General features: G+C 32.1%; 25 protein-coding genes. 6 read left to right on the top strand and 19 right to left on the bottom strand.

All coding sequences use genetic code 11. The features are described 5' to 3' along the window. Positions 1–48: 48 nt before the first annotated feature. The 4 genes from cobA to EL082_RS02240 all read right to left on the bottom strand — a co-directional run bounded on the left by cobA (position 49) and on the right by EL082_RS02240 (position 4,480). A complete protein-coding gene (gene cobA, locus EL082_RS02255) occupies positions 49–975 on the bottom strand; it encodes a uroporphyrinogen-III C-methyltransferase (protein ID WP_002465465.1) in 927 nt (308 codons plus the stop codon). After that, positions 966–1,280 carry a nitrite reductase small subunit NirD gene (gene nirD, locus EL082_RS02250; protein WP_002465474.1) on the bottom strand — a complete coding sequence of 105 codons (315 nt, stop codon included), beginning with the start codon at positions 1,278–1,280 and terminating at the stop codon, positions 966–968. The genes cobA and nirD overlap by 10 nt, the downstream gene beginning before the upstream one ends. A 2-nt stretch (positions 1,281–1,282) precedes the next feature. Beyond that, positions 1,283–3,688: a nitrite reductase large subunit NirB gene (gene nirB / locus EL082_RS02245; protein ID WP_103286175.1), complete on the bottom strand. Its 2,406-nt coding sequence runs from the start codon at positions 3,686–3,688 to the stop codon at positions 1,283–1,285. A 69-nt stretch (positions 3,689–3,757) separates the two neighbouring features. Next, positions 3,758–4,480, bottom strand: coding sequence for a sirohydrochlorin chelatase (locus tag EL082_RS02240; protein WP_002465467.1), 723 nt, complete (start codon positions 4,478–4,480; stop codon positions 3,758–3,760). 318 nt (positions 4,481–4,798) lie between these two features. On the opposite strand from EL082_RS02240, the gene nikA reads away from it, so the two are divergent. Next, the gene (gene nikA / locus EL082_RS02235; protein WP_050969304.1) at positions 4,799–6,271 is read left to right on the top strand and encodes a nickel ABC transporter substrate-binding protein; all 1,473 of its coding nucleotides are present in this window, start codon (positions 4,799–4,801) and stop codon (positions 6,269–6,271) included. A gap of 93 nt (positions 6,272–6,364) precedes the next feature. Here nikA and EL082_RS02230 read toward each other — a convergent pair whose 3' ends face one another. The 7 genes from EL082_RS02230 to EL082_RS02200 form a co-directional block, all read right to left on the bottom strand. After that, the gene (locus EL082_RS02230) at positions 6,365–6,901 is read right to left on the bottom strand and encodes a GNAT family N-acetyltransferase (RefSeq protein ID WP_002465459.1); all 537 of its coding nucleotides are present in this window, start codon (positions 6,899–6,901) and stop codon (positions 6,365–6,367) included. A gap of 277 nt (positions 6,902–7,178) precedes the next feature. After that, positions 7,179–7,997, bottom strand: a complete 819-nt coding sequence (locus tag EL082_RS02225; RefSeq protein WP_015364724.1) for a formate/nitrite transporter family protein — start codon at positions 7,995–7,997, stop codon at positions 7,179–7,181. Between the two features lie 285 nt (positions 7,998–8,282). Further along, positions 8,283–8,462 (bottom strand): hypothetical protein, encoded by a 180-nt coding sequence (locus tag EL082_RS12015; protein ID WP_080567105.1) that lies wholly within the window; start codon positions 8,460–8,462, stop codon positions 8,283–8,285. 81 nt (positions 8,463–8,543) lie between these two features. Further along, positions 8,544–9,014 carry an SRPBCC family protein gene (locus tag EL082_RS02215; protein ID WP_002465462.1) on the bottom strand — a complete coding sequence of 157 codons (471 nt, stop codon included), beginning with the start codon at positions 9,012–9,014 and terminating at the stop codon, positions 8,544–8,546. Between the two features lie 149 nt (positions 9,015–9,163). After that, complete coding sequence (locus EL082_RS02210) at positions 9,164–10,168, bottom strand: metal ABC transporter solute-binding protein, Zn/Mn family (RefSeq protein WP_002465472.1); 1,005 nt, start codon at positions 10,166–10,168, stop codon at positions 9,164–9,166. 293 nt (positions 10,169–10,461) lie between these two features. After that, positions 10,462–11,061: a thioredoxin domain-containing protein gene (locus tag EL082_RS02205; protein WP_002465464.1), complete on the bottom strand. Its 600-nt coding sequence runs from the start codon at positions 11,059–11,061 to the stop codon at positions 10,462–10,464. Between the two features lie 26 nt (positions 11,062–11,087). After that, positions 11,088–11,447: a DUF4467 domain-containing protein gene (locus tag EL082_RS02200; protein WP_002465456.1), complete on the bottom strand. Its 360-nt coding sequence runs from the start codon at positions 11,445–11,447 to the stop codon at positions 11,088–11,090. Positions 11,448–11,736: 289 nt separating this feature from the next. Between EL082_RS02200 and EL082_RS02195 the strand changes: the two genes are divergently transcribed. Then, positions 11,737–12,987 carry an aminoacyltransferase gene (locus EL082_RS02195; protein ID WP_015364722.1) on the top strand — a complete coding sequence of 417 codons (1,251 nt, stop codon included), beginning with the start codon at positions 11,737–11,739 and terminating at the stop codon, positions 12,985–12,987. 57 nt (positions 12,988–13,044) lie between these two features. Here EL082_RS02195 and EL082_RS02190 read toward each other — a convergent pair whose 3' ends face one another. The 4 genes from EL082_RS02190 to EL082_RS02175 all read right to left on the bottom strand — a co-directional run bounded on the left by EL082_RS02190 (position 13,045) and on the right by EL082_RS02175 (position 16,803). Then, positions 13,045–13,770, bottom strand: a complete 726-nt coding sequence (locus tag EL082_RS02190) for an amino acid ABC transporter ATP-binding protein (protein WP_002466659.1) — start codon at positions 13,768–13,770, stop codon at positions 13,045–13,047. Next, on the bottom strand, positions 13,767–14,486 hold the full coding sequence (locus tag EL082_RS02185) for an amino acid ABC transporter permease (protein ID WP_002466658.1): 720 nt from the start codon (positions 14,484–14,486) through the stop codon (positions 13,767–13,769). The genes EL082_RS02190 and EL082_RS02185 overlap by 4 nt, the downstream gene beginning before the upstream one ends. Next, positions 14,467–15,249: a transporter substrate-binding domain-containing protein gene (locus EL082_RS02180; protein ID WP_002466652.1), complete on the bottom strand. Its 783-nt coding sequence runs from the start codon at positions 15,247–15,249 to the stop codon at positions 14,467–14,469. The genes EL082_RS02185 and EL082_RS02180 overlap by 20 nt, the downstream gene beginning before the upstream one ends. A 117-nt stretch (positions 15,250–15,366) precedes the next feature. Further along, on the bottom strand, positions 15,367–16,803 hold the full coding sequence (locus EL082_RS02175) for an MDR family MFS transporter (RefSeq protein WP_002466654.1): 1,437 nt from the start codon (positions 16,801–16,803) through the stop codon (positions 15,367–15,369). 168 nt (positions 16,804–16,971) lie between these two features. On the opposite strand from EL082_RS02175, the gene EL082_RS02170 reads away from it, so the two are divergent. Further along, positions 16,972–17,076 carry a putative metal homeostasis protein gene (locus EL082_RS02170; protein ID WP_015364720.1) on the top strand — a complete coding sequence of 35 codons (105 nt, stop codon included), beginning with the start codon at positions 16,972–16,974 and terminating at the stop codon, positions 17,074–17,076. 157 nt (positions 17,077–17,233) lie between these two features. Here the strand turns inward: EL082_RS02170 and EL082_RS02165 are convergent, their stop codons facing one another. After that, entirely contained in the window at positions 17,234–17,920 is a 687-nt protein-coding gene (locus tag EL082_RS02165) for a 2,3-diphosphoglycerate-dependent phosphoglycerate mutase (RefSeq protein WP_002466650.1), read from the bottom strand. A gap of 386 nt (positions 17,921–18,306) precedes the next feature. On the opposite strand from EL082_RS02165, the gene EL082_RS02160 reads away from it, so the two are divergent. Then, entirely contained in the window at positions 18,307–18,687 is a 381-nt protein-coding gene (locus EL082_RS02160) for an aggregation-promoting factor C-terminal-like domain-containing protein (RefSeq protein ID WP_002466656.1), read from the top strand. A 69-nt stretch (positions 18,688–18,756) separates the two neighbouring features. On the opposite strand, the gene EL082_RS02155 is transcribed toward EL082_RS02160, so the two are convergent. The 3 genes from EL082_RS02155 to EL082_RS02145 form a co-directional block, all read right to left on the bottom strand. Beyond that, on the bottom strand, positions 18,757–19,659 hold the full coding sequence (locus tag EL082_RS02155; protein ID WP_002466660.1) for a cation diffusion facilitator family transporter: 903 nt from the start codon (positions 19,657–19,659) through the stop codon (positions 18,757–18,759). A gap of 295 nt (positions 19,660–19,954) precedes the next feature. Next, positions 19,955–20,335, bottom strand: a complete 381-nt coding sequence (locus tag EL082_RS02150; protein WP_002466655.1) for a GtrA family protein — start codon at positions 20,333–20,335, stop codon at positions 19,955–19,957. Positions 20,336–20,337: 2 nt separating this feature from the next. Beyond that, positions 20,338–21,849: a hypothetical protein gene (locus EL082_RS02145; RefSeq protein WP_050969285.1), complete on the bottom strand. Its 1,512-nt coding sequence runs from the start codon at positions 21,847–21,849 to the stop codon at positions 20,338–20,340. 189 nt (positions 21,850–22,038) lie between these two features. On the opposite strand from EL082_RS02145, the gene EL082_RS02140 reads away from it, so the two are divergent. Together EL082_RS02140 and EL082_RS02135 are read left to right on the top strand one after the other, a co-directional pair. Next, the gene (locus EL082_RS02140; RefSeq protein WP_019236069.1) at positions 22,039–23,187 is read left to right on the top strand and encodes a glycerate kinase; all 1,149 of its coding nucleotides are present in this window, start codon (positions 22,039–22,041) and stop codon (positions 23,185–23,187) included. Positions 23,188–23,220: 33 nt separating this feature from the next. Beyond that, positions 23,221–23,907 carry a hypothetical protein gene (locus EL082_RS02135; RefSeq protein ID WP_002466727.1) on the top strand — a complete coding sequence of 229 codons (687 nt, stop codon included), beginning with the start codon at positions 23,221–23,223 and terminating at the stop codon, positions 23,905–23,907. The last annotated feature ends 57 nt before the right edge of the window (positions 23,908–23,964 follow it).

The following is a 23,964-nucleotide window of genomic DNA, read 5'->3' as shown; positions in this document are numbered from 1 at the left end:
TGCCTATTCTAGATAGACACTGCTTTATCATTAATATTCATTTTGTGCTTATAATTCAATAAACTGATGTGTATACTGCTTTAACACTGATTTGTATAATGCTTGTTGAGAATAATGATACGTCTCATCTACTTCTATCATGCATCCATAACCTTGCTCATATAGTAATTCACATTTTTCTAATGCTTGGTTTCTATCGCCTTTTACAATATATATTTTTTCTTTATTCTTAGTCTTAATTTGGGGTTGTGAATAGCTGATGATATCTCCAATGATACAAATGCCTGGTAATCCTTCTACTTTATACTGGTTTAACTTTTGTTCGATATTACTTATATTTCCAGTCAATACTTGTTCATCAAAAAGTGAGGCACGGAAAACAATTGCGATTGGGTAATCATACGATGTATACTGTCTGATTTGCGAAATAATTCTAGGTAGTCGTTTAACCCCCATATAAACAGCTAGCGTTCCTTTATTTATTAATGTACTGATATCAATGTCATTATCTTTTGAATCCTTAAAATGACCTGTTGAAAAAGTAACGTTTTTAGCTATACTTCTCATTGTTAGACCTAAGTTCATGGATTGTGCTGCTGCACTTGCCGATGTTATCCCCGGCACTATTTCAAAGTTGATATTTAATTCAACTAAAGCTTCTACTTCTTCTTGGACACGTCCAAATATAGCAGGGTCGCCTCCTTTAAGCCTAACCACATGATGATGTTTACTTGCCGCTTCAATCATTTTTTGATTAATGGCCTCTTGTTGAATATGTTTAGTATATGGTTTCTTACCAACATCAATGATTTCTATATCTGGTTTAGCATATTGCAATATAAAGGGATTAACCAATCTGTCGTATAATATAATATCTGCATTTTCAATGAGTCTTTGCGCTCTTTTAGTTAATAAATTAGGATCACCAGGACCTGCACCTACTAAGTAGACAGTTCCGTATCGATTTAAAGGCATATAAAAATATCTCCATCTACGACTTCTACTGGATACGTTTCTACACAACCAGTATCTGGTTCCTGAACATCACCTGTCTTAAGATCAATTTTTTGGTCATGTAAAGGACAATAAACATAGTTTCCACTAACAGTACCTTCTGACAAAGGCCCCTCTTTATGAGGACAAATATTATTGACTGCAAATATCTCTCCTTCATTTGTTAAAAACAAACCAATCTCTTTATCGTTTACGAATACTTTCTTACCAATTAATGGTGTTAACTCATCTATACGGGACACTTTAATTTTCTCCATATGTTTCATGATTAAACCCTCTCAACTTCAAAGATTTTTTGTGATGCTTTATCATTTACGATTGCTTGCCAAGGTTCCTCTTGGATCGCTTGTTTCGCTTCCATCACTCTATCGAAAAGTGCTTGTTGACGTTCGGGGTCTAACAATACTTCTTTCACATTTTCAAAACCAAGACGTTCTAACCAAGGCGCAGTTCTTTCAGCATATATTCCAGTTTCACGATAATATTGCATCAATGCACCACAAATACGAATCACTTCATCTTCTGTTTCTACAGTAGTTAGTAATTGTCCTTTTGTTACTTCAGTACCGCCATTACCTCCGATATAGAGTTGGAAACCATTTTCTACTGATATCACACCAAAATCTTTCACACCAGATTCTACGCAACTTCTAGGGCATCCTGATACACCCATTTTGAATTTATGTGGGGTATCAATATATTCAAATGTTTTCTCTAATCTAATACCAAGTTGAGTCGTATATTGTGTTCCAAATCTACAGAATTCTTTACCAACACAACTTTTAACTGAACGTGTTTTTTTACCATAAGCTGAAGCAGAACGCATGCCTAAGTCTTCCCATACGCTTGGTAGTTCTTCTTTTTTCAATCCATATAATCCCACACGTTGAGATCCTGTAACTTTAACAAGTGGTACATTATATTTTTTAGCGACTTCCCCTAGTCTAATAAGTTGATCTGCATCTGTAACACCACCGCGCATTTGGGGGATGACGGAGAATGTACCGTCATTTTGAATATTTGCATGATAACGTTCATTGGCAAATCGTGATTCTTTTTCATCTTTATGCTCATATGGATATATCATGTTCAAATAGTAGTTGATAGCTGGACGACATTTTGGACATCCATTTTTATCTTTGAAGTTGAGTACATGTCTCACTTCTTTAGATGTTTTGAGTCCTTTTGCTCTAATTTGAGTAACAATTTGATCTCGTGATAAATCCGTACAAGCACATATACCAGTTGGTTTAGAGGCTATAAAATCATCACCTAATGCATATTGTAGAATGTCTGCGATTTGGCCTTTACATTTCCCACATGAATTTCCTGCTTTAGTCATTTTTGTAACTTCAGCTACAGACGTTAATCCATTTTTAGTAATCGCTTCTACAATTGTGCCTTTATTGACACCATTACAACCACAAATTGTTTCGTCATCTGCCATATCCTCAATAGATACATTGGCAGCTTCTCCACCTTTTGTTAATAAAGAGACCAACGTATAGTCTTCGATAGATTCGTGCTTTTTCATCATGTTATAGAAGCGAGAACCATCATCTGTATTCCCATATAACACTGCACCGACAACTTCTCCATCTTTTAAAAATACTTTTTTATAATTATTATCGATACTATTAAATATCTCTATACCATGAATATCGTCAGTTTCTTCAATAATACCTGCACTATATAAATCACACCCTGATACCTTTAAAGAGGTAAATGTAGTAGAGCCATGATAACCATTAGTTTCCTTATTTGTTAAATAGTCTGCTAAAACGATACCTTGTTCATATAATGGTGCAACTAAACCATATACTTTACCTTCACATTCTGCACATTCTCCCACAGCAAAGATATTTGGATCATTTGTTTGCATAAATTCATTAACGATAATACCTCTATTAACGTCTAAACCAGCCGCTTTAGCTACCTCAGTATAAGGTCCAATACCTACCGCCATAACAACTAAGTCCGCTTCTAACACACGTCCATCTGCTAATCTAACGGACTCAACATCTTCATGACCGAGAATTTCTTGGGTATTCGCTTGTAATTCAAATCGCATACCTTGTTGTTCCAAATCATTTTTTAGCATTTGACCTGCTTTTCGATCCAATTGCATTTCCATAAGCCATTCTGCTAAATGTACTACGGTTACCTCCATACCTTGGTCTAATAACCCTCTAGCACATTCTAATCCTAATAGGCCCCCACCTATAACAATTGCTTTATGTTTAGTTTGAGCTATCTCCATCATGCGTTTAGTATCATCAATTGTTCGCCACCCAATAACACTTGGTAAATCAGATCCTGGAATAGGTAAAACAAATGCTTTTGAACCTGTGGCAATTATACATTGATCATATTCAAAGGATTGCCCACTCTCAGTTAAAACTGTCTTTTTTTCTCTATCTAATATCGTCACTGGATCGTTATTAACCAATTTAATGTCATGTTCTGCATACCAGTCATATGAATTCATGATTGTTTCTTCTACAGTCATTTTATTTTGTAAAATATTAGATAACATGATTCTATTATAATTTGGATAGGCTTCTTTACCGATAATGGTAATTTCAAAACGTTGCGGATCTCTATCCAAAATTTCTTCGATAGTTCTCAAACCAGCCATGCCATTTCCTATCATCACTAATTTGTTTTTAGTCATATATATGCCCCTTTATCACTATAGATAAGTTATTTAAAGGATTGGATATAAAGGCACATGTTGTTATTTTTAAAATTGGAGTGCTTCAAGACGTTCTCGTATAATAAGTCTCAATGCGTCATCAAAATTGATTGACGGTGTAATGTGTAGTTTACAATGAATATCCATGTCATCAATGAATCGTTTTACTTTATTGACCAATCTTCCATCAAATAAAAAGAGTGGCACGATAATTAATTCATCATATTGTTTTGATATCTCGTCTAAATCATTCCTGAATGTTAAAACGCCATATAAAGCTCTTGCATATACAGGTCGCTTCGAGTCGATGGTTTCCACAAATGCTTTAAGTTCATCATGTGCTTTTGTAAAACGGCCGCTACCATTACCGTGTGCAATAATAACCGTTGCTGTCTTGGAGGCTTGATCAGCAAGATGCACATCCTCTATTCTTCTTTCTACTAGTGATTTCATATAAGGATGTGTGCCTAAAGGTTCACTCATTTGACTCGAAATTTGAGGATACTTTACTTTCATCTCTGATAGTATGTTAGGAATATCGCCAATATAATGCATCGCTCTAAAAATAAGTAACGGCACAATTCTAAATTGTGTGATTCCTTTTTCGATCATCTTTTCCATTGTTATTTCTAAACTCTGTGTGTCACTCTCTAAAAATGCTAATTCGTAATGGTACTCTTCATCTTTTAGTAAAGTTGTAATGAATTCTTCTAAGGCTTTATTTTGATTTCCTTTTCTCATTCCATGTGCCACTAAAATGTTGCCTACCATAATACCAATCCTTTCAACTTGAATTGTAAACTAATTCGTAGAGTTTTTGTGATTAATTTCACATTTTTAGTGAAAATTAGGGAATCCCCTTATACAAGTTATATACACAACATATTAAAATATTTAACTTTGTAAAAAGAGATGTATAAAGATTTAAATTACATGTAATAAGATATATAATTAAAATATTAGTGGTTAATATATGTACTACTTCAACTAGCACCAATTTCAAATACATAACGAACGATGCAATATGTACGTGCCATATTAACGACTTAGTAAATTTTCATGATTAGACAATGGAGAGGAGTAAACGACATGAAAAGATTTACTATTCTGATAATTATAGTATCCTTTATTTTAGCAAGTTGTAACAATAATGCAACAAATAAAAAAGATACGCTTAATGTTGAAATCCCATTAAAAACAACATCAATTGCGCCATATGAAACGGATGTACCTGTGAAAATCGGTGCATTAGAATCTTTATTCAAAATGTCTAAAGATGGTAAAGTTAAACCCCTATTGGTTAAATCCTTCAAACAAAAATCTGATGATACCCTTACCCTAAAAATTAAAGATGACATTCATTTCCAAAATGGTCATAAATTAACTGGAGATGCTGTCAAACGTAGTCTAGAACAAGGTGTTAAAAAGAGTGACTTATTAAGTGGATCTCTACCTATTGATAAAATCACTGCAAAAGGCCAAGAAGTGACAATCAAAACCAAGGAACCTTATCCTGAATTAAAATCCGAATTAGCGAGTCCATTCGCAGCTATTTATGACACACAAGCGAAAGGCAAAGTTTCGGATCAACCAGTTGGTACAGGCCCGTACCAAATTGACAAATATCAACGGTCACAAAAGATAGAGCTATCAAAATACAAAGATTATTGGCAAGGTACACCTAAATTAAGTAAAATCAATGTCACATATCATGAAGATGGCAATACTCGTGTCAACCATTTATTATCTGGCAAATCAGATTTAACAACAGATGTACCTATCGCTCAAATTAATGATGTTAAAAAATCTAATAAAGCGAATATTCAAAGTACATCTGGTTTCAGAACTCATTTATTACTTTATAATCACGACAGCAAAAAAATGAATAAAAATGTTCGAGAAGCATTTGATGCAGTTATTAATCGTAAAGAAATTGCTAAGAATGTGTCCAAAGATTATGCCAAACCAGCCTCTGGACCATTTAATGATCGATTGAAGCATATTAAAGGTAGCGAGGTTCAGCCACAAGACATTAATAAAGCGAAAAAGCTATTAGCCAAAGAAGGCTACACTAAAGATCATCCTTTAAAAATCAATATGGTTACTTATGATGGTAGACCTGAATTACCTAAGATTGGACAAGTTATTCAATCTGAAGCTAAAAAAGCAAACATTGAAGTAAAATTAAGAAACGTAGATGATATCGAAGGATATTTGAAAGATAAAGATGCATGGGATGCTTCTATGTATAGTTACTTAACAGTTCCTAGAGGAGATACAGGTTATTTCTTTAATACTGCTTACTTACCAAAAGGCGCAAATAATAAAGGTAATTATGACAATAAAGAGGTTACTCAACAAATCAAACAATTAAACCACACATTCGGTCAAACAGAACGTGAGCAACTAACGAATCAAATATTGAAAACGTCAGACAAAGACATTCCAAATAGTTATATAACGTACAATGACCAAATTGACGGTGTAAGTAAAAATGTGAAAAACTTCAATGTAACACCAGAGTCTATTTATCTAATTGATTACAAAGTAGATAAAAAATAATAAATCCTCGAACTTTTAATAAAATTAAAATAGCCAGTAAATGAATGTTTCAATTCATTTACTGGCTATTTTTAACTCTTTGTGATGACTTTTTTAAAATGGTGGTTGTCCTAGAATCTTTTCTTCAAAGCGTTCAGGAATTAATATTTTCCTCATAATCACACCTAAATCACCGTCATCGTTTTCATGTTCAGCATATATTTCATATCCTCTTTTTTCATAAATACTTAATAACCAAGGATGTAATCGCGCGGATGTTCCTAATGTGACTGCTGAGGCCTTTAATGTATCTCTTAAAAAATCTTCTTCTACGTATTTTAACAATTGACTACCATAGCCCTGTCCATCGAATTCTGGTTGTGTGGCAAACCACCAAACGAACGGATAACCAGAAATACTTCTGACACTCCCCCAAGGATATCGTACGGTAATCGTTGAGATGATTGTATCGTTCAATTCTAATACAAATGTTGTATTATGTTTGATGTTGTCTGCTACCATTTCCTCTGTGGCATTCACTGATGGCCAATCAATGCCTAATTCCCTTAATGGCGTAAAGGCTTCATACATAAGTTGATGAATCGGTACAACATCATTTTGATCTGCAATTCTTATATTCACGTTACTCATTCTCTTCACGTCCTTCGTTTTCTCTATTCATGACATTAAGCGTAAAAAGAAAAACGACAAGAGTCAATCAACTTGTTTGATAACTCGTCATAAAAATTAACAGGCTAGGACATAAATATATTTCAAGTTACATTCATATTTAGGCAGTAGTTGACTTACACATATGTGTTCCTATTTTAAAGTACACATTAGCTGTGGCTAATGCGTGAGAACGACTACATAATCAATGATTAGTGGTTCTTTATGATTTCTGTCCCACTCCCTTACACAAAGATCATTATTTTAATTGTGAACGTTGACCATTTAAATAAGCATAAACTAATCCAACAAAGATACCGCCACCAATATAATTACCTATTAAAGCAAATACAATATTTTTCAAAACGCCTAAACCTGACATTCCATCAATATTGAAAAATAGCATACCTGAGAATAAACCGGCATTAAAGACAACGTGTTCATAACCCATGAAGACAAACACAACTACTCCACAAGCAATAAAGAATGCTTTGGTTAATCCTTCTTTAAATTGCATAGATACAAAGATACCTATATTAATAAAGAAATTACAGAAAATACCTTTTACTAATATATTTAACCATGTTGATGCTTCTGTTTTCTTTTGTACAGTTTCAGTTAGTGCATCCGTCATTTCTGGAGTCATTACATGTGCATATTCCATTAAGAAAAATAAGATGATTCCACCCAGTACATTACCGATAAAGCAAAATGTAAATATCCATATGACTTTATTCAAACGTATTGCTTTATAATACCAACCTACTGTTAGATACATAAAATTACTTGTTAGTAATTCTGAATTCGTTAATACAATTAATACTAAGGCTAAACTAAATGCAATGGCACCAAGCAAATTAATTAAGCCATCAATTTGTGTAGCAGCAAATTGTGTTTTAATAGCTAGCATAAATACCGTGACAATAGATAACAAGAATCCTGCCATCATTGCTTTTAACGCATAACGCATAGGTGTTTGATCAGCCATGACTTCTTTCATTTGCGCTTGGCTTACTACCGCTTCCATAATAGACTTAGTTGCGTATGTATCTTCGGTAGTTTTTCGATTTTCCATCATATTCTCAATTACTCCCATCTTTTTAAAATCATTTATTTCATATTCATTATATGAAGAAATAAAGATGATGAATAGTGGTAATTTTTTAACAAATGATAAAATGCTTTTTAAGTTATTTATAAATATTTGATAGAATCAGTTTTACATTTCAATTTAATGATTGTCTCATCTAACATTTCCCTTTTGACTTTACCAATTAATCTAATAAAAACTAAATAAAAAAACTGAGGCAGACACTCAACCATTGTCCCCACCCCAGTCCATATTTAAATATTAGCGATCCCATTATTTTCGTTTTAATTTTGAAAAATAATGTAATCCTGATGCAAAAATACTATACCCTAATAACGTTCTTAATATAAAACGTACATATTGGTTAGCAAAACATTTGGAATTAATGACAACCGCCGAAATAAAATGAGTTATTGAGTATAATCCCAACACGATTAAATATCGTCTTTTCATCAAATCAACCTCTTTTAAATAAGATTCCACTTCAATAATACACCCATTTACAAATCCACAGTTGGTACAATTTATTTACAATTATGATTTCAATAGTTTTTCTAATTGGTCCAATGTTGAATTCATACCTTCTTCGACGCCCATATCAAGCGCTTGTTGAGCAGCTTCTTCCGAAGGTAATACAGAAGTTGACGTCACTGTAGTTTGATTAGGTTGCTTTTCCTCAAATTCAATTACAATATGCATACCTGGCATATTAGGATCTTTGTCGCCATCTGGTGTAGCGAAAAAGTCTAAGTATTCAATGTAATTAGGTTTTTCAATTTTTTTGTATTCTGAACGCGTGTAACTTGTCATATCGGGCGTGTGTATAGCAAAAAATGCATGTCCTCCTTCTTCTACATTAAATTCAAATACTTCCGTAGAAGCACCTTCTGGATGAAACCATTGTTTAAACAAATCTTCTTGTGTATATGCGTTAAATAGTTCATGAATCGTTCCTGTGAATGTTCTTGAAAAGATAATTTTATTTTTTTCAACTTTAATAGTCATAGATATTCTCCTAAATTTTGATAATTTAAAACAAATCTATCATAGCAAAATAGAATAGAAGTTACTAAAGATTGAACCATAAAAAGCACCTCAACATGCTAGAATCAAGTTCTAACATCTGAAGTGCTCTGTATTTCTCAATATATTATTTAGTGTTCATGTTCGTGTTCATGCTCATGGTCTTCATCTTTTACTTTAATTTTACTATTTAAAGCCTTTTTAATGTTTTTAATGTTTTCTTTCATTAATGATTGGTATGAAAGACCTTTTTCATTTTGTTGTTCTTTAGTTACAGATTCCATATTGTTGAATTTTAATGGTTTCGCATCTGTTTCTTTTCTAATTGTATCAGTAATCTTATTTGATACATTTTCTTCATATAAAATGTATTCTACTTTATTCTTTTTAATTTCTTTCACAATGTTTGTAAGATCCTTTTGTGATGGATCTTCTGCACTCATATTTTGAACGCCTACTTGTTCGAATCCATAACGATTAGAAAGATAACCTAAAGATTCATGAGAGATAAATACTGCATTACCTTTTTTACCTTTAGTCGCGTCTTTCATGTCTTTATCAATATTCTCTAAATCTTTGTTTAATTTTTTATAGTTCTTTTCATAATATTTCTTATGATCAGGGTCTTTTTTCACAAGTTGATCTTTAATTTCTTTAGCGAATGTTTGGTCCATCTTAGGATCTAACCAAATGTGTGGGTCATATTTACCATGATGGTGATGTTCTTCTTCGCCATGATGTTCTTCTTCACCTTCATGATGATGATCTGCTAATAAATCATTTTTGCTGATTTTATCTTGTAGAGATAATTTTTTATCATCTTTTTTAATTGTTGAAGCCACTTTTTTAGCTACTGGGTCTAAATCGTCACCAGTATAAATGAATAAATCAGATTTTGCCGCACTCATCATATCTTTTTGAGTAGGTTCATAACTATGTAAATCTGCGCCCGCTGGATAAATTGATTTAACATCTACATATTTACCACCAATTTGTTCTGTAAATGATTTTAACGGATATACTGTTGTATTAACTTTTAACTTATCTCCTTTTTTATGATCATCACCGTTGCCACATGCAGCAAGTGCTAATATCATAAGAGGAATAAGTAACAATAAACTTAATTTTCTTTTCATGTCGTTCCTCCTAAATAGTAATTATTACGATTAAAAATTATATACCTTACTCTCGTAAAAAACAAGCCTATTCAGACAACTTTTTTATCATTCATATCTTTTAAATATTCAAAATTATTTCATCTTATATGACCATACCCAGTGTCACCTTTAACTATCTAGTTATCCATCATCTTCATCAAATTTTTACAATATCCATAAAAGGTCGAGATTTGATGCTATTGCATATTGGAAAAACGATTCATCGTCGTCCAAAATGCAGGCATAAATCCCGACCTCATTATATAAATGATTTATTTTGATTGAAGTAATTTATCATATTCTTTAAAGTGATATGGATCTTCCACTTTTTTGCCATTGATAAACACAGTTGGCGCTGTCTTAATATGATGTGCTTTTGTATCTTTCTTATCTTTATTTGCAGCTTTCCATGCGGCACTATTTTTAGTTTTATATTCTGACTTTATTTTTTCTTTTTGATCTGCAGAAATATTCAAATGATCAATCTGTTGGTCAACTACTTTTTCAGTAATCCACGCTTTCTTTTCATCTTGTTGATGCTCAAACATTAATTTTTGAAATTGTAAATAAGAACGAGGTGCAATATTTTGAACTGCATGTCCTGCTCTTGACCCTATAATTGAATCTTTACCTAAAAATGCCATATTAACGTATTTAATTTCCGCTTTATGGTTGTTTAAATATTTCTCTTTAAGTTTAGGCATCACATTCTTTTCAACCTTTTTACAATATGGACATTTAAAATCACCATAAATAACAATGAGTGGTTTACCGTCTTTAGTAGCTTGAGGCGATTTCACATCTTCTTTACCACAACCGCTCACTAACACGATGATGAAACACAAACATATTATACTGATTAATTTTTTCATTGTTGCTCCTTATCACTTATAGCAGGCTAGCGCATATTTTCTTCTTTGTAATCTGGATCATGTTCTTGATAATAACCTTTTGAGTTAAAGTTTTCTTTATATTTAGCCTTTTTCCCCTTAAACTCATAAGTGTAATAATGGACTTCTTCATCATCACTTAAAGGTTTATACGCTAGGATAACGTATTTTCCTTTATCATAAACATAGATATTAGCATCCTTTTTATCAAAGTGCTTCACTTCGTCGCCAGCATCTCTTTTTGCTATTTTAGTTTGTTTCTTTTCTTGTAACTTAACCGCTTTATCAATTTTATCTGTATATTTTCCACTACTACATCCGACTAGTACTAGTGTTAATACACTGATCATCACTACGAATTTCTTCAATATGTTCACTCCCGATAATATGACTCATTTGAGATGAAATCTTATTTTAAATCATGTCATCTTTCACTCTAGATTTTATCATAGAATCCAGAGTATCACAGTATCAATTCATACAAAAAACACAATTTTAAATTAATTTTAAAAATAAATAGAATCTATGATTTTATCACATCATACAAAAGTATGACGCTATTTTTTATGATATGATGTGTAATGATAGTAGTATTTTGATAATATAATTATTGACGATTCATTAATTAGTTTTTATTTCTAGAGGGGAAGATATATATTGAAATTTGTAAACTTAACATCCGAAGAATTCGGTAAATTTACTACAGAACATTTTTCACATTACACACAATCAAGCATTCATTATGACAATCGACGTGAAATGCGTGGAGACGTTCATCTTGTCGGTGTTAAAAACGATAAAGACGAGGTCATTGCTGCTTGTCTGTTAACTGAAGCACGTACATTAAAATTCTTTAAATATTTTTATACACACCGTGGTCCAGTCATGGACTATAATAACTTATCACTAGTACATTTCTTCTTTAAATCTTTAACTTCATACTTGAAGAAACATAATTGTTTATATGTACTTGTTGATCCTTATATTCTTGAAAATTTAAGAAATGCTGATGGTGAAATTTTAAAATCATACGATAACCGCGCTGTTATCAAAACTATGGAAGATTTAGGCTATAAACACCAAGGTTATACAGTCGGATATGATATGATGAGCCAAATTCGTTGGCTTTCAGTCTTAGATTTAAAAGGTAAATCAGAAGATCAATTAATGAAAGAAATGGACTATCAAACACGTCGTAATATTAAAAAAACTTATGAAATGGGTGTAAAAGTACGCACATTATCTATAGAAGAAACAGGTACATTCTTTGATTTATTTAGAATGGCGGAAGAAAAACACGGTTTCAAATTCCGTGATGAACCATACTTCGAAGAATTACAAAAGACATATGGCGACAACGCTATGCTTAAATTAGCCTATATCGATTTACAAGAATATCTCACTACTCTAGAAGACAAACACAAGGATTTATCAAAACAACTTCATGACGTAGAAACAGCTTTAGAAGAGAATCCAAATTCTAAGAAAAATAAAACGAAGCATACACAAATTAAACAACAATACGATAGCAATGAACGTAAGATAAACCAAACTAAAGATGAAATTGATAAAGAAGGTCAAGTATTGAACTTAGCCGCTGCAATATATATTTATAACGACCATGAAGTATATTACTTATCTAGTGGTTCTAACCCAAGATATAACCCTTATATGGGCGCTTACCGTTTGCAATGGGAAATGATTAAATTTGCCAAAGCACATCATATTGATCGTTATAATTTCTATGGTATTACTGGCGACTTTAGTGAAAACGCTGAAGATTATGGCGTTCAACGCTTTAAAGAAGGCTTTAATGCTAATGTATACGAATATATCGGTGACTTTGTTAAACCGATTAAACCATTGTTTTACCATGTAAAAGAATTAATTGAAAACAGAAAAAAATAAGTATACTAAAAATCCCAGTGAAACTGAATTCACTGGGATTTCTTTATCTTATAAATACTATTGAATGACATTTAAGAAACGCTTAAGTTCATCTGTTTGTGGACGATTAAATATATCGTCGGGTGTGCCCTGTTCACCTATTTTACCTTCATGAATAAATACAATTTGGTTAGATACTTCTTTAGCAAATCGCATTTCATGTGTAACGATGACCATCGTCATACCTTCTTGTGCTAAATCTTTAATCACTTTCAATACGTCATTAACAAGTTCAGGATCAAGTGCAGATGTTGGTTCATCAAATAGCATGACTTTAGGATTCATAGCTAAAGCTCTAGCAATTGCTACACGTTGTTGTTGACCACCAGACAATGCATGTGGACGTTGATCTTTCACATGTGTTAAGCCAACCTTTTCTAGTAGCTCTAGTGCTTTTGTTTTAGCTTCAGACTTACTTTGCTTCTTAACAGTAACTAAACCTTCCATGACATTCTCAAGCGCAGTCTTGTGTGGGAATAGATTATAACTTTGGAACACCATCCCAGACTGTTTACGTACTTCAATCTGTGATTTCTTGTCCTTAGCTGTATACGTTTTACCATTAACATAAACTGTACCTTCTGTTGGAATCTCTAAAGCGTTCATCATACGTAAGAGTGTTGTTTTACCTGAACCAGAACGTCCAACTAAAGTTACAACTTCGCCCTTATCGACTTTTAAATCGATACCTTTAATCACTTCTGTTTGATTAAATGATTTATGAATATTCGATAATTCGATCATGAGCGATACCCTCTTTCAATGTATGATTCATAAAAGCTTTGAATAACTGAAATGATGAAACAAACTACCCAATACATTAATGCAACTAAAAGATAAATCGTTAAATATTCATAAGAAGTTGAAGCAACTTCCTGTGCTTTACGGAACATTTCAGCTACTAAGATAAATCCTAATAAAGATGTATCTTTAATAAGTCCTAAGAATGTATTACCTAATGCTGGTATTGATACGCGAATGGCTTGTGGCAGAATAATACGTTGTACAGTTTGGCGATAATTCATTCCGATTGAATAAGCCGCTTCTGTCTGTCCTTTTGGTATAGAAATAATACCACCACGAATAATTTCAGATGCGTACGCACCCACATTAAGTGATAGCCCTATAATAGCTGCGATAACTGGTGCCAATGTCCATTGATTATCAGCATCGTTTGTTAAGAGTCTTCCTAATTCTGGAATACCGTAAAAAATAATAAATAATTGAACAATCATAGGCGTTCCACGAATGATTGATACGTATACTCGTGCAATACCTTTTAATATTTTACTTGTAGAAATACGCATTAAGGCTGTAAATAAGGCAATGATTAAGCCTAATACAAATGTTACAAGTGTGATTGGGATAGAATATTTCACTAATCCTTCTAACATAGGTCCAAATGCTTGCTTTGCAGCGTCTAAAGCATGAAGTTGTTCACTATTCAGGTTTAGAAACATCTTGACCAAACCATTTCTTACCTATTTTTTTAAGTTCGCCATTCTCGTCAATTTTCTTCAATCCATCATTGAATTTTTGTACTGTTTTATCATCAACTTTTTTAGAGAAAGCGAATGCTGATTTATTTTTCTCAGCGTCACCTTTAATTGCTTTGATTTTAGCGTTAGGCTTTTGCTTTTTATAATCTAAATAAGAGAGGCTATCGTTAAATGTAGCATCTACACGATTAGATAATAATAAGTCCATTGATTGGTTAAATCCATCAACTTTTGTGATTTTAGCGCCTTTATCTTTAGCTAATTGACCATAGTTAGAAGTAAATGTTTGTGCTAACTTTTTACCTTTAACATCATTGAATGATTTAATATTTTTTTCATTTTCACGAACGACTAATACCGCACTTGAATAAGTATAAGGATTAGAGAATTTGTATTTTTTCTCTCTATCTTTATTAATACCTACTTGGTTGGCAATGACATCAAAACGACCTGCATCTAGACCTGCAAACATTGAGTCCCAAGATGTTTCGTTAAATTTCAATTTAAGTCCTTCTTCTTTCGCTACTGCTTTAATAACATCAATATCGTAACCAGTTAACTTATCTTGCTTATTGTGGAAAGTGAAAGGTGCGTATGTACCTTCAGTACCCACTCGAATTGTATTGTCATCTTTACTACTTGATTTACTATCTTTGTTTGAATTGTTACCACATGCTGCTAATACAAATACTAATGCAATGACACAAAATAAAAGTCTTTTCATTAAACTATTCTCCCCTAATCTTATTATTCTAATCGGAATAAAAACATTTTAATCCTTAATGGGTAGTAAGTCAATAACTAGTTACTGGCTTTTGACTGTCATCACAACTCTGATTAGCTATTGTTCGTCTGTCGATTTTGTATTTTTCTTTAACATAAATGAACATAAAAAGCTCACTACTGTAATTAAAACGGCAAATAAGAAACCAGCGTGATAACCATGTAATAACGTATCTATTTTAATCTGTCCTAACATCTCGCTACGTTTCATGCCATCATAATCACTCATATTAGGTGAATAGTGTTTACTTGCTTGCGTTAAAATAGTAATTAAAATTGCTGTACCAATTGATCCCGCAATTTGTTGTACTGTATTAGTCATGGATGAACCATGCGCGTTCATTTCATATGTTAATTGGTTCATTGTATGCGTCATCACAGGCATTAAACCTAATGCGATTCCTATCATACGTATGCCATAAACTGTTGCTAACATCACTGAACTTGTATTTTCATCCATAATGACAAAATAACCAGTAGTAATGATTACAATCATCATACCGATGAGTGCTAAAGGTTTTGCACCGAATTTTTCATAAAGTCCCCCTGATGTGAATGACATAATCGCCATCACAATGGCACCAGGTAGTAGAATTAATCCGGAGTCTAAAGGCGTACGATTTAATAAATTTTGTACGAACATAGGTAACACTGTTTCAGAACCAATCATGGAAACCATGGTAACTGCCATAATTAAAATACCAATGGCAAATTGAGTGTTTTTAAACACACCAAAGTTTAATAATGGCGTTTCAAGTTTAGATTGTCTCCAGATAAATAAGGCAACAAGTATCACACCACCAATAATAGTAGTTAGAACGATAGGATCATTCCAACCATCGTGAGAAATTGAACTTGTTCCATATAACAAACCACCAAATCCTAAGACAGATAAAATGATTGAAATGATATCAATAGGTACTTTGATTGTTTCGCCCACATTTTTCACTGTAAATAGGGCAATGATAAATGTGATGGCAGCAATAGGAGCAACCACATGGAATAGTGATCTCCAATTTAAATACTCAACTAAATACCCTGATAATGTTGGTCCAATAGCTGGCGCAAGTCCAATAACTAAACCAAACATTCCCATATATTTACCACGTTCATGTGGTTCAAATATATTCAAGATGGTTGTCATCATGAGGGGCATCATGATACCTGAACCTAATGCTTGAATAATTCTTGCTATTAATAAAATAGTAAAGTTAGGACTAAATCCACCTAACATAGTTCCTAAGAAAAATATAAAAATACCAACTAAGAAAACTTGTCTTGTCGTATATCGTTGGATAAATAATGCTGATAATGGAATCACTACCCCATTAGTTAATAAAAAAGCTGTTGTCAGCCATTGTACTTGTGAATATTCAATGTTGAAATCTTTCATAATACTAGGTAGTGCTGTCGCTAATAAGGTTTCATTAAGCAAACCAAAGAACCCGCCTAGTAACATCGTAATCATCATTACTAATTTTGCTTTAAGAGACACTAATACTCCTCCTTACTTTCCTTTTCTTTTATCACAACATTATACAGTTGTTGAATGTAATATGCATTTTTTTAGTTCAAAAGGTTCTATTTGTACAAATCGTAATAATTACTATTTACATTTTTGAAACTTTCCGCCATAATATAAAAAGATAAAGGAGGTCATATTATGAAAACAGATTTACAAACCGCACGACGTAATTTGAACAGTCCCAATATTAAAACAAGAAAACGTGCTTTGAAAATTATCAAACAACATAAAAGAGCAAAGTAATCCTTCCCTATTTCAATATATACATTTACAAGAAAGATGATACTTTCATTTGATGCAAAACATCATATTGCTAGACATCATTAATTCACATTAATATTACTCCACAAAAAAGGTCACCTATTGATGCAAGCATCAACACGTGACCTTTTATTTTTGACTATAAATAGTATTTGTCTTTCACTTCTAAATCATCTGTTAATTCGTATACTAATGGTGCTCCTGTTTTAATTTCATAACCGATAATGTCTTCATCTGATACATTTTCTAAATACTTGATTAGTGCTCGGATTGAATTACCATGTGCTGAAACTAATACAGTTTTATCATCTAATAAATGTTGAGAAATTTGATCTGTCCAAATCGGTACCACACGTTCTAACGTATCTTTCAAACTTTCAGAATACGGCATCATTCTATGATCTAAATGACGGTATCTTCTATTTTTCAAATATTCATTACGTTGTTCTTCACTTTCTGCAGGCGGTTGAATATCGTAAGAACGTCGCCATTGATGAACTTGTTCTTCACCAAATTGTTGTCTTGCATCATCTTTATTTAATCCTTGCAACGCACCATAGTGACGTTCATTTAAGCGCCAGCTTTTATATACTGGAATCCATTGTTGTTTTGATTGTGCTAAGATATACTGCGTTGTTTCCAATGCGCGTGTTAATAATGAAGTAAAGGCAACATCTATTTCTAACTGATTCTCTAATACTTTCTTACCTGCTGCAGTTGCTTCTTCAATACCTTGCTCAGATAAGTTAACATCTGCCCATCCTGTAAATAAATTTTTCGCATTCCATTCACTTTGACCATGACGACATAGAATTAATTTTGGCATCATTTAACACCTTCCTATTTATATAACAAACTATCTTGAAGGATAGCTGATATGTATATTCAATTAAAAAAACTCGTTTAATAAATCGATTTATTAAATTTTATATCTTCATTATAGAACTACCATATAAAATTTCAATCATTTACAGTTGCTATTATGTTGTCATTTTTTGACATATTTTTATTTCTATTGCAATGAATGTATTCTCACTAACATGTATGTCATCATTTTTTTATTTTCATGTAACCTATGCAAACAATTGAGGTGTTATAGTATGCATTACATCTTTAGAACATCATAAATTCAAATGATACATTCAGACTCATATCCTTGGGGGATATCAATTTAAGTCGAATATTATTCACTAACTAAAGGAGTTAACTATAATGAAAAAATCTATTTTAGCAATTATCGCTACAATTTCTATAGGTGCTACAGGTATGGAAGCACATCAAGCTCATGCAGCTGAAAACAACCAATCGTCACAACAAAGTTATTCAGAAAGTAATGAATCTACAAGTAGTGTTTATCAAGAGTTCATAGATGCAGGCGGTACTAAAGCATTGTGGGACAGTATTGTTATACCAGAATCAGGTGGTAATCCTAATGCATCAAACGGACAATATCATGGTTTAGGTCAAACGAACCAATCTTGGGGCTATGGTTCCGTTGAAAACCAAACTAAAGGTATGATTAATTATGCTAAAGAACGTTACGGCTCAATCGATAAAGCTATTTCATTCAGAGAAGCTAACGGTTATTGGTAAGCTGTATATATTAAAAAAGCGTCGAATAGAATCTTAATTGATACTATTCGACGCTTTTACTATATTATTTTATTGGTGTGATTGATGTATTTCATTTTCAGTAGCTTCATCTATTTTTGGTTCAGGATGTACATATACTGATGATATACCTTTCTCATGAAGATGTGATTCAACTTTATCACAAATTAAATGTGCTTCATTAATAGATAAATTAGGTTCAACTACAATAGTCACATCTAAAAAGATACTACTACCATGATAACGTCCTTTAATACTTCGAACGTCTAGCACGTCATCCACTTCTAAAATATCATTACGATATTCTTCTAAATCCTTTTCATTAAAACCATCACTTAATGTAAAGATAGATTCTTTAAATATTCCAAAGCCAGTATATATAATTAATAAACCTAATATTGTTGCTAAAACAATATCAATAATAGGAAATCCGATTTGTGTAAATACCAAACCTACTGCAGTACCAATACTGACTAAGCTATCTGATAAATTATCTTTAGCAGCAGATTTTAACGAACTACTATTTGTTTTCTTTGCTAATTTATGATTAATGACATAAACGCCAAGCATGATGAGACCACTGACAATACTAACTAGAATTGTAATCGGACTTGGTACATGTTTATCATGGGTTAATAATCGAGGTGCATTTTCAATGACAACTTGTATCCCCACAAACATAATAATAAATGATACTAATAATGTTGAGATATTTTCAGACTTTAAATGACCATATGGATGATTTTTATCTGCTGGTTTAATAGAAATTTTCAGTCCAACAATAACAGCAATAGAGACCACTATATCTGTCATATTATTCAATGCGTCCGCTCTGACTGCTGCAGAATTATATATAAATCCTGTCACGTATTTAGCTATTGAAAGAATAATATAAACAACTAAACTTAGATATGCCCCACGTTGTGCAATTTTCAAATTTTCATTTTGAGACATGACAATAGACCACCTTGATTTCCTTTAGTAATCATAGTATGAATCATAAAAAATGTTTTTACAACGTTTTTTAATTTCTATATTTTTTATATAATTAAGCTAATTATTTTTTTAGATTTGCCTAAAAATCAACCTGCTAATCGCTAAGAAAAAAAGTACTTTTTCAACTCAATTTCAAATTAAAAACCCATCAATTTATATTTGATCACATAAAAAATCTCACAAATGATATTCACTACTCATTTGCGAGATTATAATGTTATGCATGATTGAAATAATGATGATTACTCAAACGTCAATCTTTTAAAATCCATTTTGATAATATGAATGTAATAGGTATCGTAATGATCAAGCCAGCGAATGGTGCAATTTCTGATGGTATATTGAACCACTGTACAAATACATATAACAATACAGTCTGCATTCCCATATTAACGACTTGTGTCAAAGGGAAGCTAATAAATTTACGTAGTGTAGGTTTAACTTTATATACAAAGTAACAATTTAAATAGTAAGAAATGATAAAGCTTACTAAAAAGCCAGTAACATGACTAACTAAATAATTTACATTTAAAAGTTTTAGTAAGAGTAAATACACTACATAATAATTAAATGTATTCACCCCGCCTACAATAATAAATTTTATTATCTCAAAGTGCGTTTGAGTCAATTTCATACTTAATCTCCTTCAAGTTTTGCCATGTTCGATCCATACGGTACAATTTTCAATTTAACATTCTGTGGTATATCATAATATATTTTAAATAAATTGTGTTGTATATCATTGCGAGGCGTTGCTTTTTTAAGCATATTTTCAAACGGCAACTTCTCAAGTACGACCACATGTTTAATATGTTGTGTATCTAATTGATGTTCAATAGAATTTAACCGTTGTATATGTGTAAAATATATCATACTAAAAGTCACAATAAATATCATAGATAATCCTAATGCTAGTGCTCTTATCCCAATATGTAACGATTTCATATTAATTCCGCTCTGAGTCATTAATAGTAGTAAATACAAGGCCCATAATATATAAATAGTATAGAAGTTACCTGCCGTTATCGGAGACACTACAAGTAATGGCACAGTGACTAATAATATAGATCCAAGTGTATAGTAACCTAACATTCTCATAAACTGTGCTTTAAAAATGATATAAGTTGCAATAAATAACGCAATGTAGAACCATCCACAAATCATTAAATTTAATAAAGCGACACTGAGTGACCCTTTTAATTTATAAAATTGAAGAAAATCATATATAAAGAATTTATAGAAAGGCAAAATAGCGATACTGACTACCAAAACTACTTTCCAACGTAATATCCAATGATTGAAAAAGGTATTTTTAAATAATAAATATATTGTTATAAACGCAATCACGGTTAATATTAAATATTGATTAATGAAAATATATTCCGGTAATTCCTTAAATATAGTATGTAATATCTTATGTTTCAAACCTTGATTATCTGAGAACCGTAAATATTCGTTGCCACCTCTGTAAATACTGATATATATCGGGTTAATAAACATGAGCATACCGCCTATTAAACTTAACATAAAGCCCATGATTAAATAATAATTGATATGTCGATTTCGAATGACAAAGATGACATTCCCAACAATCAAAATCAACATATTATAAAGTGTTAAATTTTCAACAAACAATTGCCCTATTAAAGTGGATATTAAAAACAAACTTATCCACGTAGTATTGAGTTCTTCCCATTTATATATAGATACTACAACTACAAATAATATCAATATCGATAACACTGTACTAGGTACATAACTAAAGAAACCTGCGAAGTTACCATACGTATCTCTATAAATGATTCTTGGCATCATTAAAATGACTATAAACGCAATGATAATATACGTTCTACGTTGATATTTGCCAGTCATGATAACTAATAAATAGACCATACTCATTGATATAACGGCATAGAGAAGATATCTTAAAACACTGATTTTCATAGCTATTAATTCTAATAAGTTATCTAAGTATCTCCCATTCGTGTATTCAATCAGTCCTTTATACACCGTTAAATTATGTGCAATTGCCCATTTGAAATCATCTCCTGACAAAGGTGTTAGAATACTAATTAATAAATAAAAAAGAAAAATGAAAGTACACCATACGTATAATTCATTCAATTTAAAGTTGATCTTGTTGTTCATGTCTAAGTTGTTCACCTTACCTATATAAATATTACGTTATATTATTATACTATTATAAATTATATTTTCCATATATAATGTTGTATCTTTCATCCATGATTAATTGATCACTGATAATGTTTTATCTTTTGTTTTCAAGTTGACTCTTTTACAATAAAGATAATCAAATCGATGAGGAAGTGTCGTCCAATGAAAATAGTCATCGCACCAGATTCATTTAAAGAGAGTATGTCCGCAAAAGAAGCAGCGGAAGCGATACAAGAAGGATTTTCCACAATATTACCATCAACCATTGAATATGATTTAATTCCCATGGCTGATGGTGGCGAAGGTACAACTGAAGCCTTGATAGATGCTTTAAACGCTAAAATAATAACAACAACCGTAAAAGATCCACTCTACCGAGACATTAACGCTAATTATGCTTACTCACCACATCAAAAGATAGCAATAATAGAAATGGCCGCTGCATCCGGCTTAGATTTGTTATCAAATGAAGAACGAAATCCATTGAAAACCACTTCTTTCGGAACTGGGCAGCTTATTAATCATGCTTTAGATCAAGGTGCTCAAAAAATTATACTTGGTATTGGTGGCAGCGCTACGAATGATGGCGGCGCAGGCATGTTACAAGCATTAGGCGTAAAATTTACAGATAGCAATGGGCACTCTATTGAACCAGGCGGAATACATCTTCTTGATATCCAAACCATTGATACAACACAGTTAAATTCAAAATTAAAAAACATAGATATGAAAGTAGCTTGTGATGTGACTAATCCATTGTTAGGTGATAATGGTGCTACCATGATATACGGTCCACAAAAAGGCGCCACAACAAAGATGATACCAAAGTTGGATACCGCTCTAAGCCATTATCATGATAAGATAAAATTACAACTAGATAAAGATGTTAAAGACATACCTGGTGCAGGCGCAGCTGGTGGCATGGGCACAGCCTTATTAGCATTCTTGGACGTTCAATTATCTAAAGGTATTGATGTGGTTTTAGAAGAAACACATTTCAAATCTAGAATTAAAGATGCAGACTTAGTCATTACAGGTGAAGGCAAATTAGATTACCAAACGATTTTCGGTAAAACGCCAATTGGTGTTGCTCAAGTTGCTAAGCAATTCAATCTACCTGTTATAGCCATTGGTGGTAGTTTGGGCGAGCGATACGAAGCAGTCTATGATCACGGTATAGATAGTGTCTTTAGTATCATGAATCAACCTATGGATCTACAATACGCACTGGATAATGGACCTACCCTTTTAAGTCAAACTGCACACAATATCGCCCGTTTATTAAAATTAAACATGTCTTTTGATTCATAAATAAGCTAACCCAATAATGATGAGGTGAATGAAATGAAGAGAACTGATAAGTATAAAGAATCGTATCGTTATGATGACCAATACCAAAATCATCGTAGCCAAAGTGAAGAACGTGAATACAGAAATCAAAGTCAATATCGTGATCAAAATGAATTTAACGATCCAGAACAACACCCTGAACGCTATTACAATGGTAGAGATTATAGAAGAGAACAAGAGTTACAAGAAGAAAACCAAAAAACACGTAAATCTAAAAAATGGTTAATCGCTATTATCGTTATATTATTAATTATCGTGGCTATTTTCGTAACGAGAGCAGTGTTAAATCACAACAATAACAAAGTAAATAACGACCCTAACGTCTCTCAAAACTATAAAAAAGAAGTCGAAAATCAAAACGACGATATTAATAAACAAGTGGATACAGCTAAAAACGAAATTAAACAAAATAAAAATAGTCAAACTCAAATTAATCAATTACAACAACAAATTAATAACTTAAAACAAAAAGAAGAAACTAATGCAGATTCAAAACTCACACAATTTTATCAAGACCAAATCGATAAATTAAAAAATGCAAATAATGCACAACAAAACAACGAGAACCAAAACAAAGTAGATAGCATGCTACAAGACATCAATACAAAATTTGATAGCATTAAAACTAAAATTGACGAACTCCTTAATGGTTCCGGTAATTCAAAAAATCAACAACAATAGTCATCAACCATAACAGGCTTACATGTACTTCCATTTAGAAATACATGTAAGCCTGTT

The sequence above is a fragment of the Staphylococcus warneri genome, assembly GCF_900636385.1.
Lineage (GTDB): Bacteria > Bacillota > Bacilli > Staphylococcales > Staphylococcaceae > Staphylococcus > Staphylococcus warneri.
This window is presented reverse-complemented; position numbering and strand designations above follow the sequence as displayed.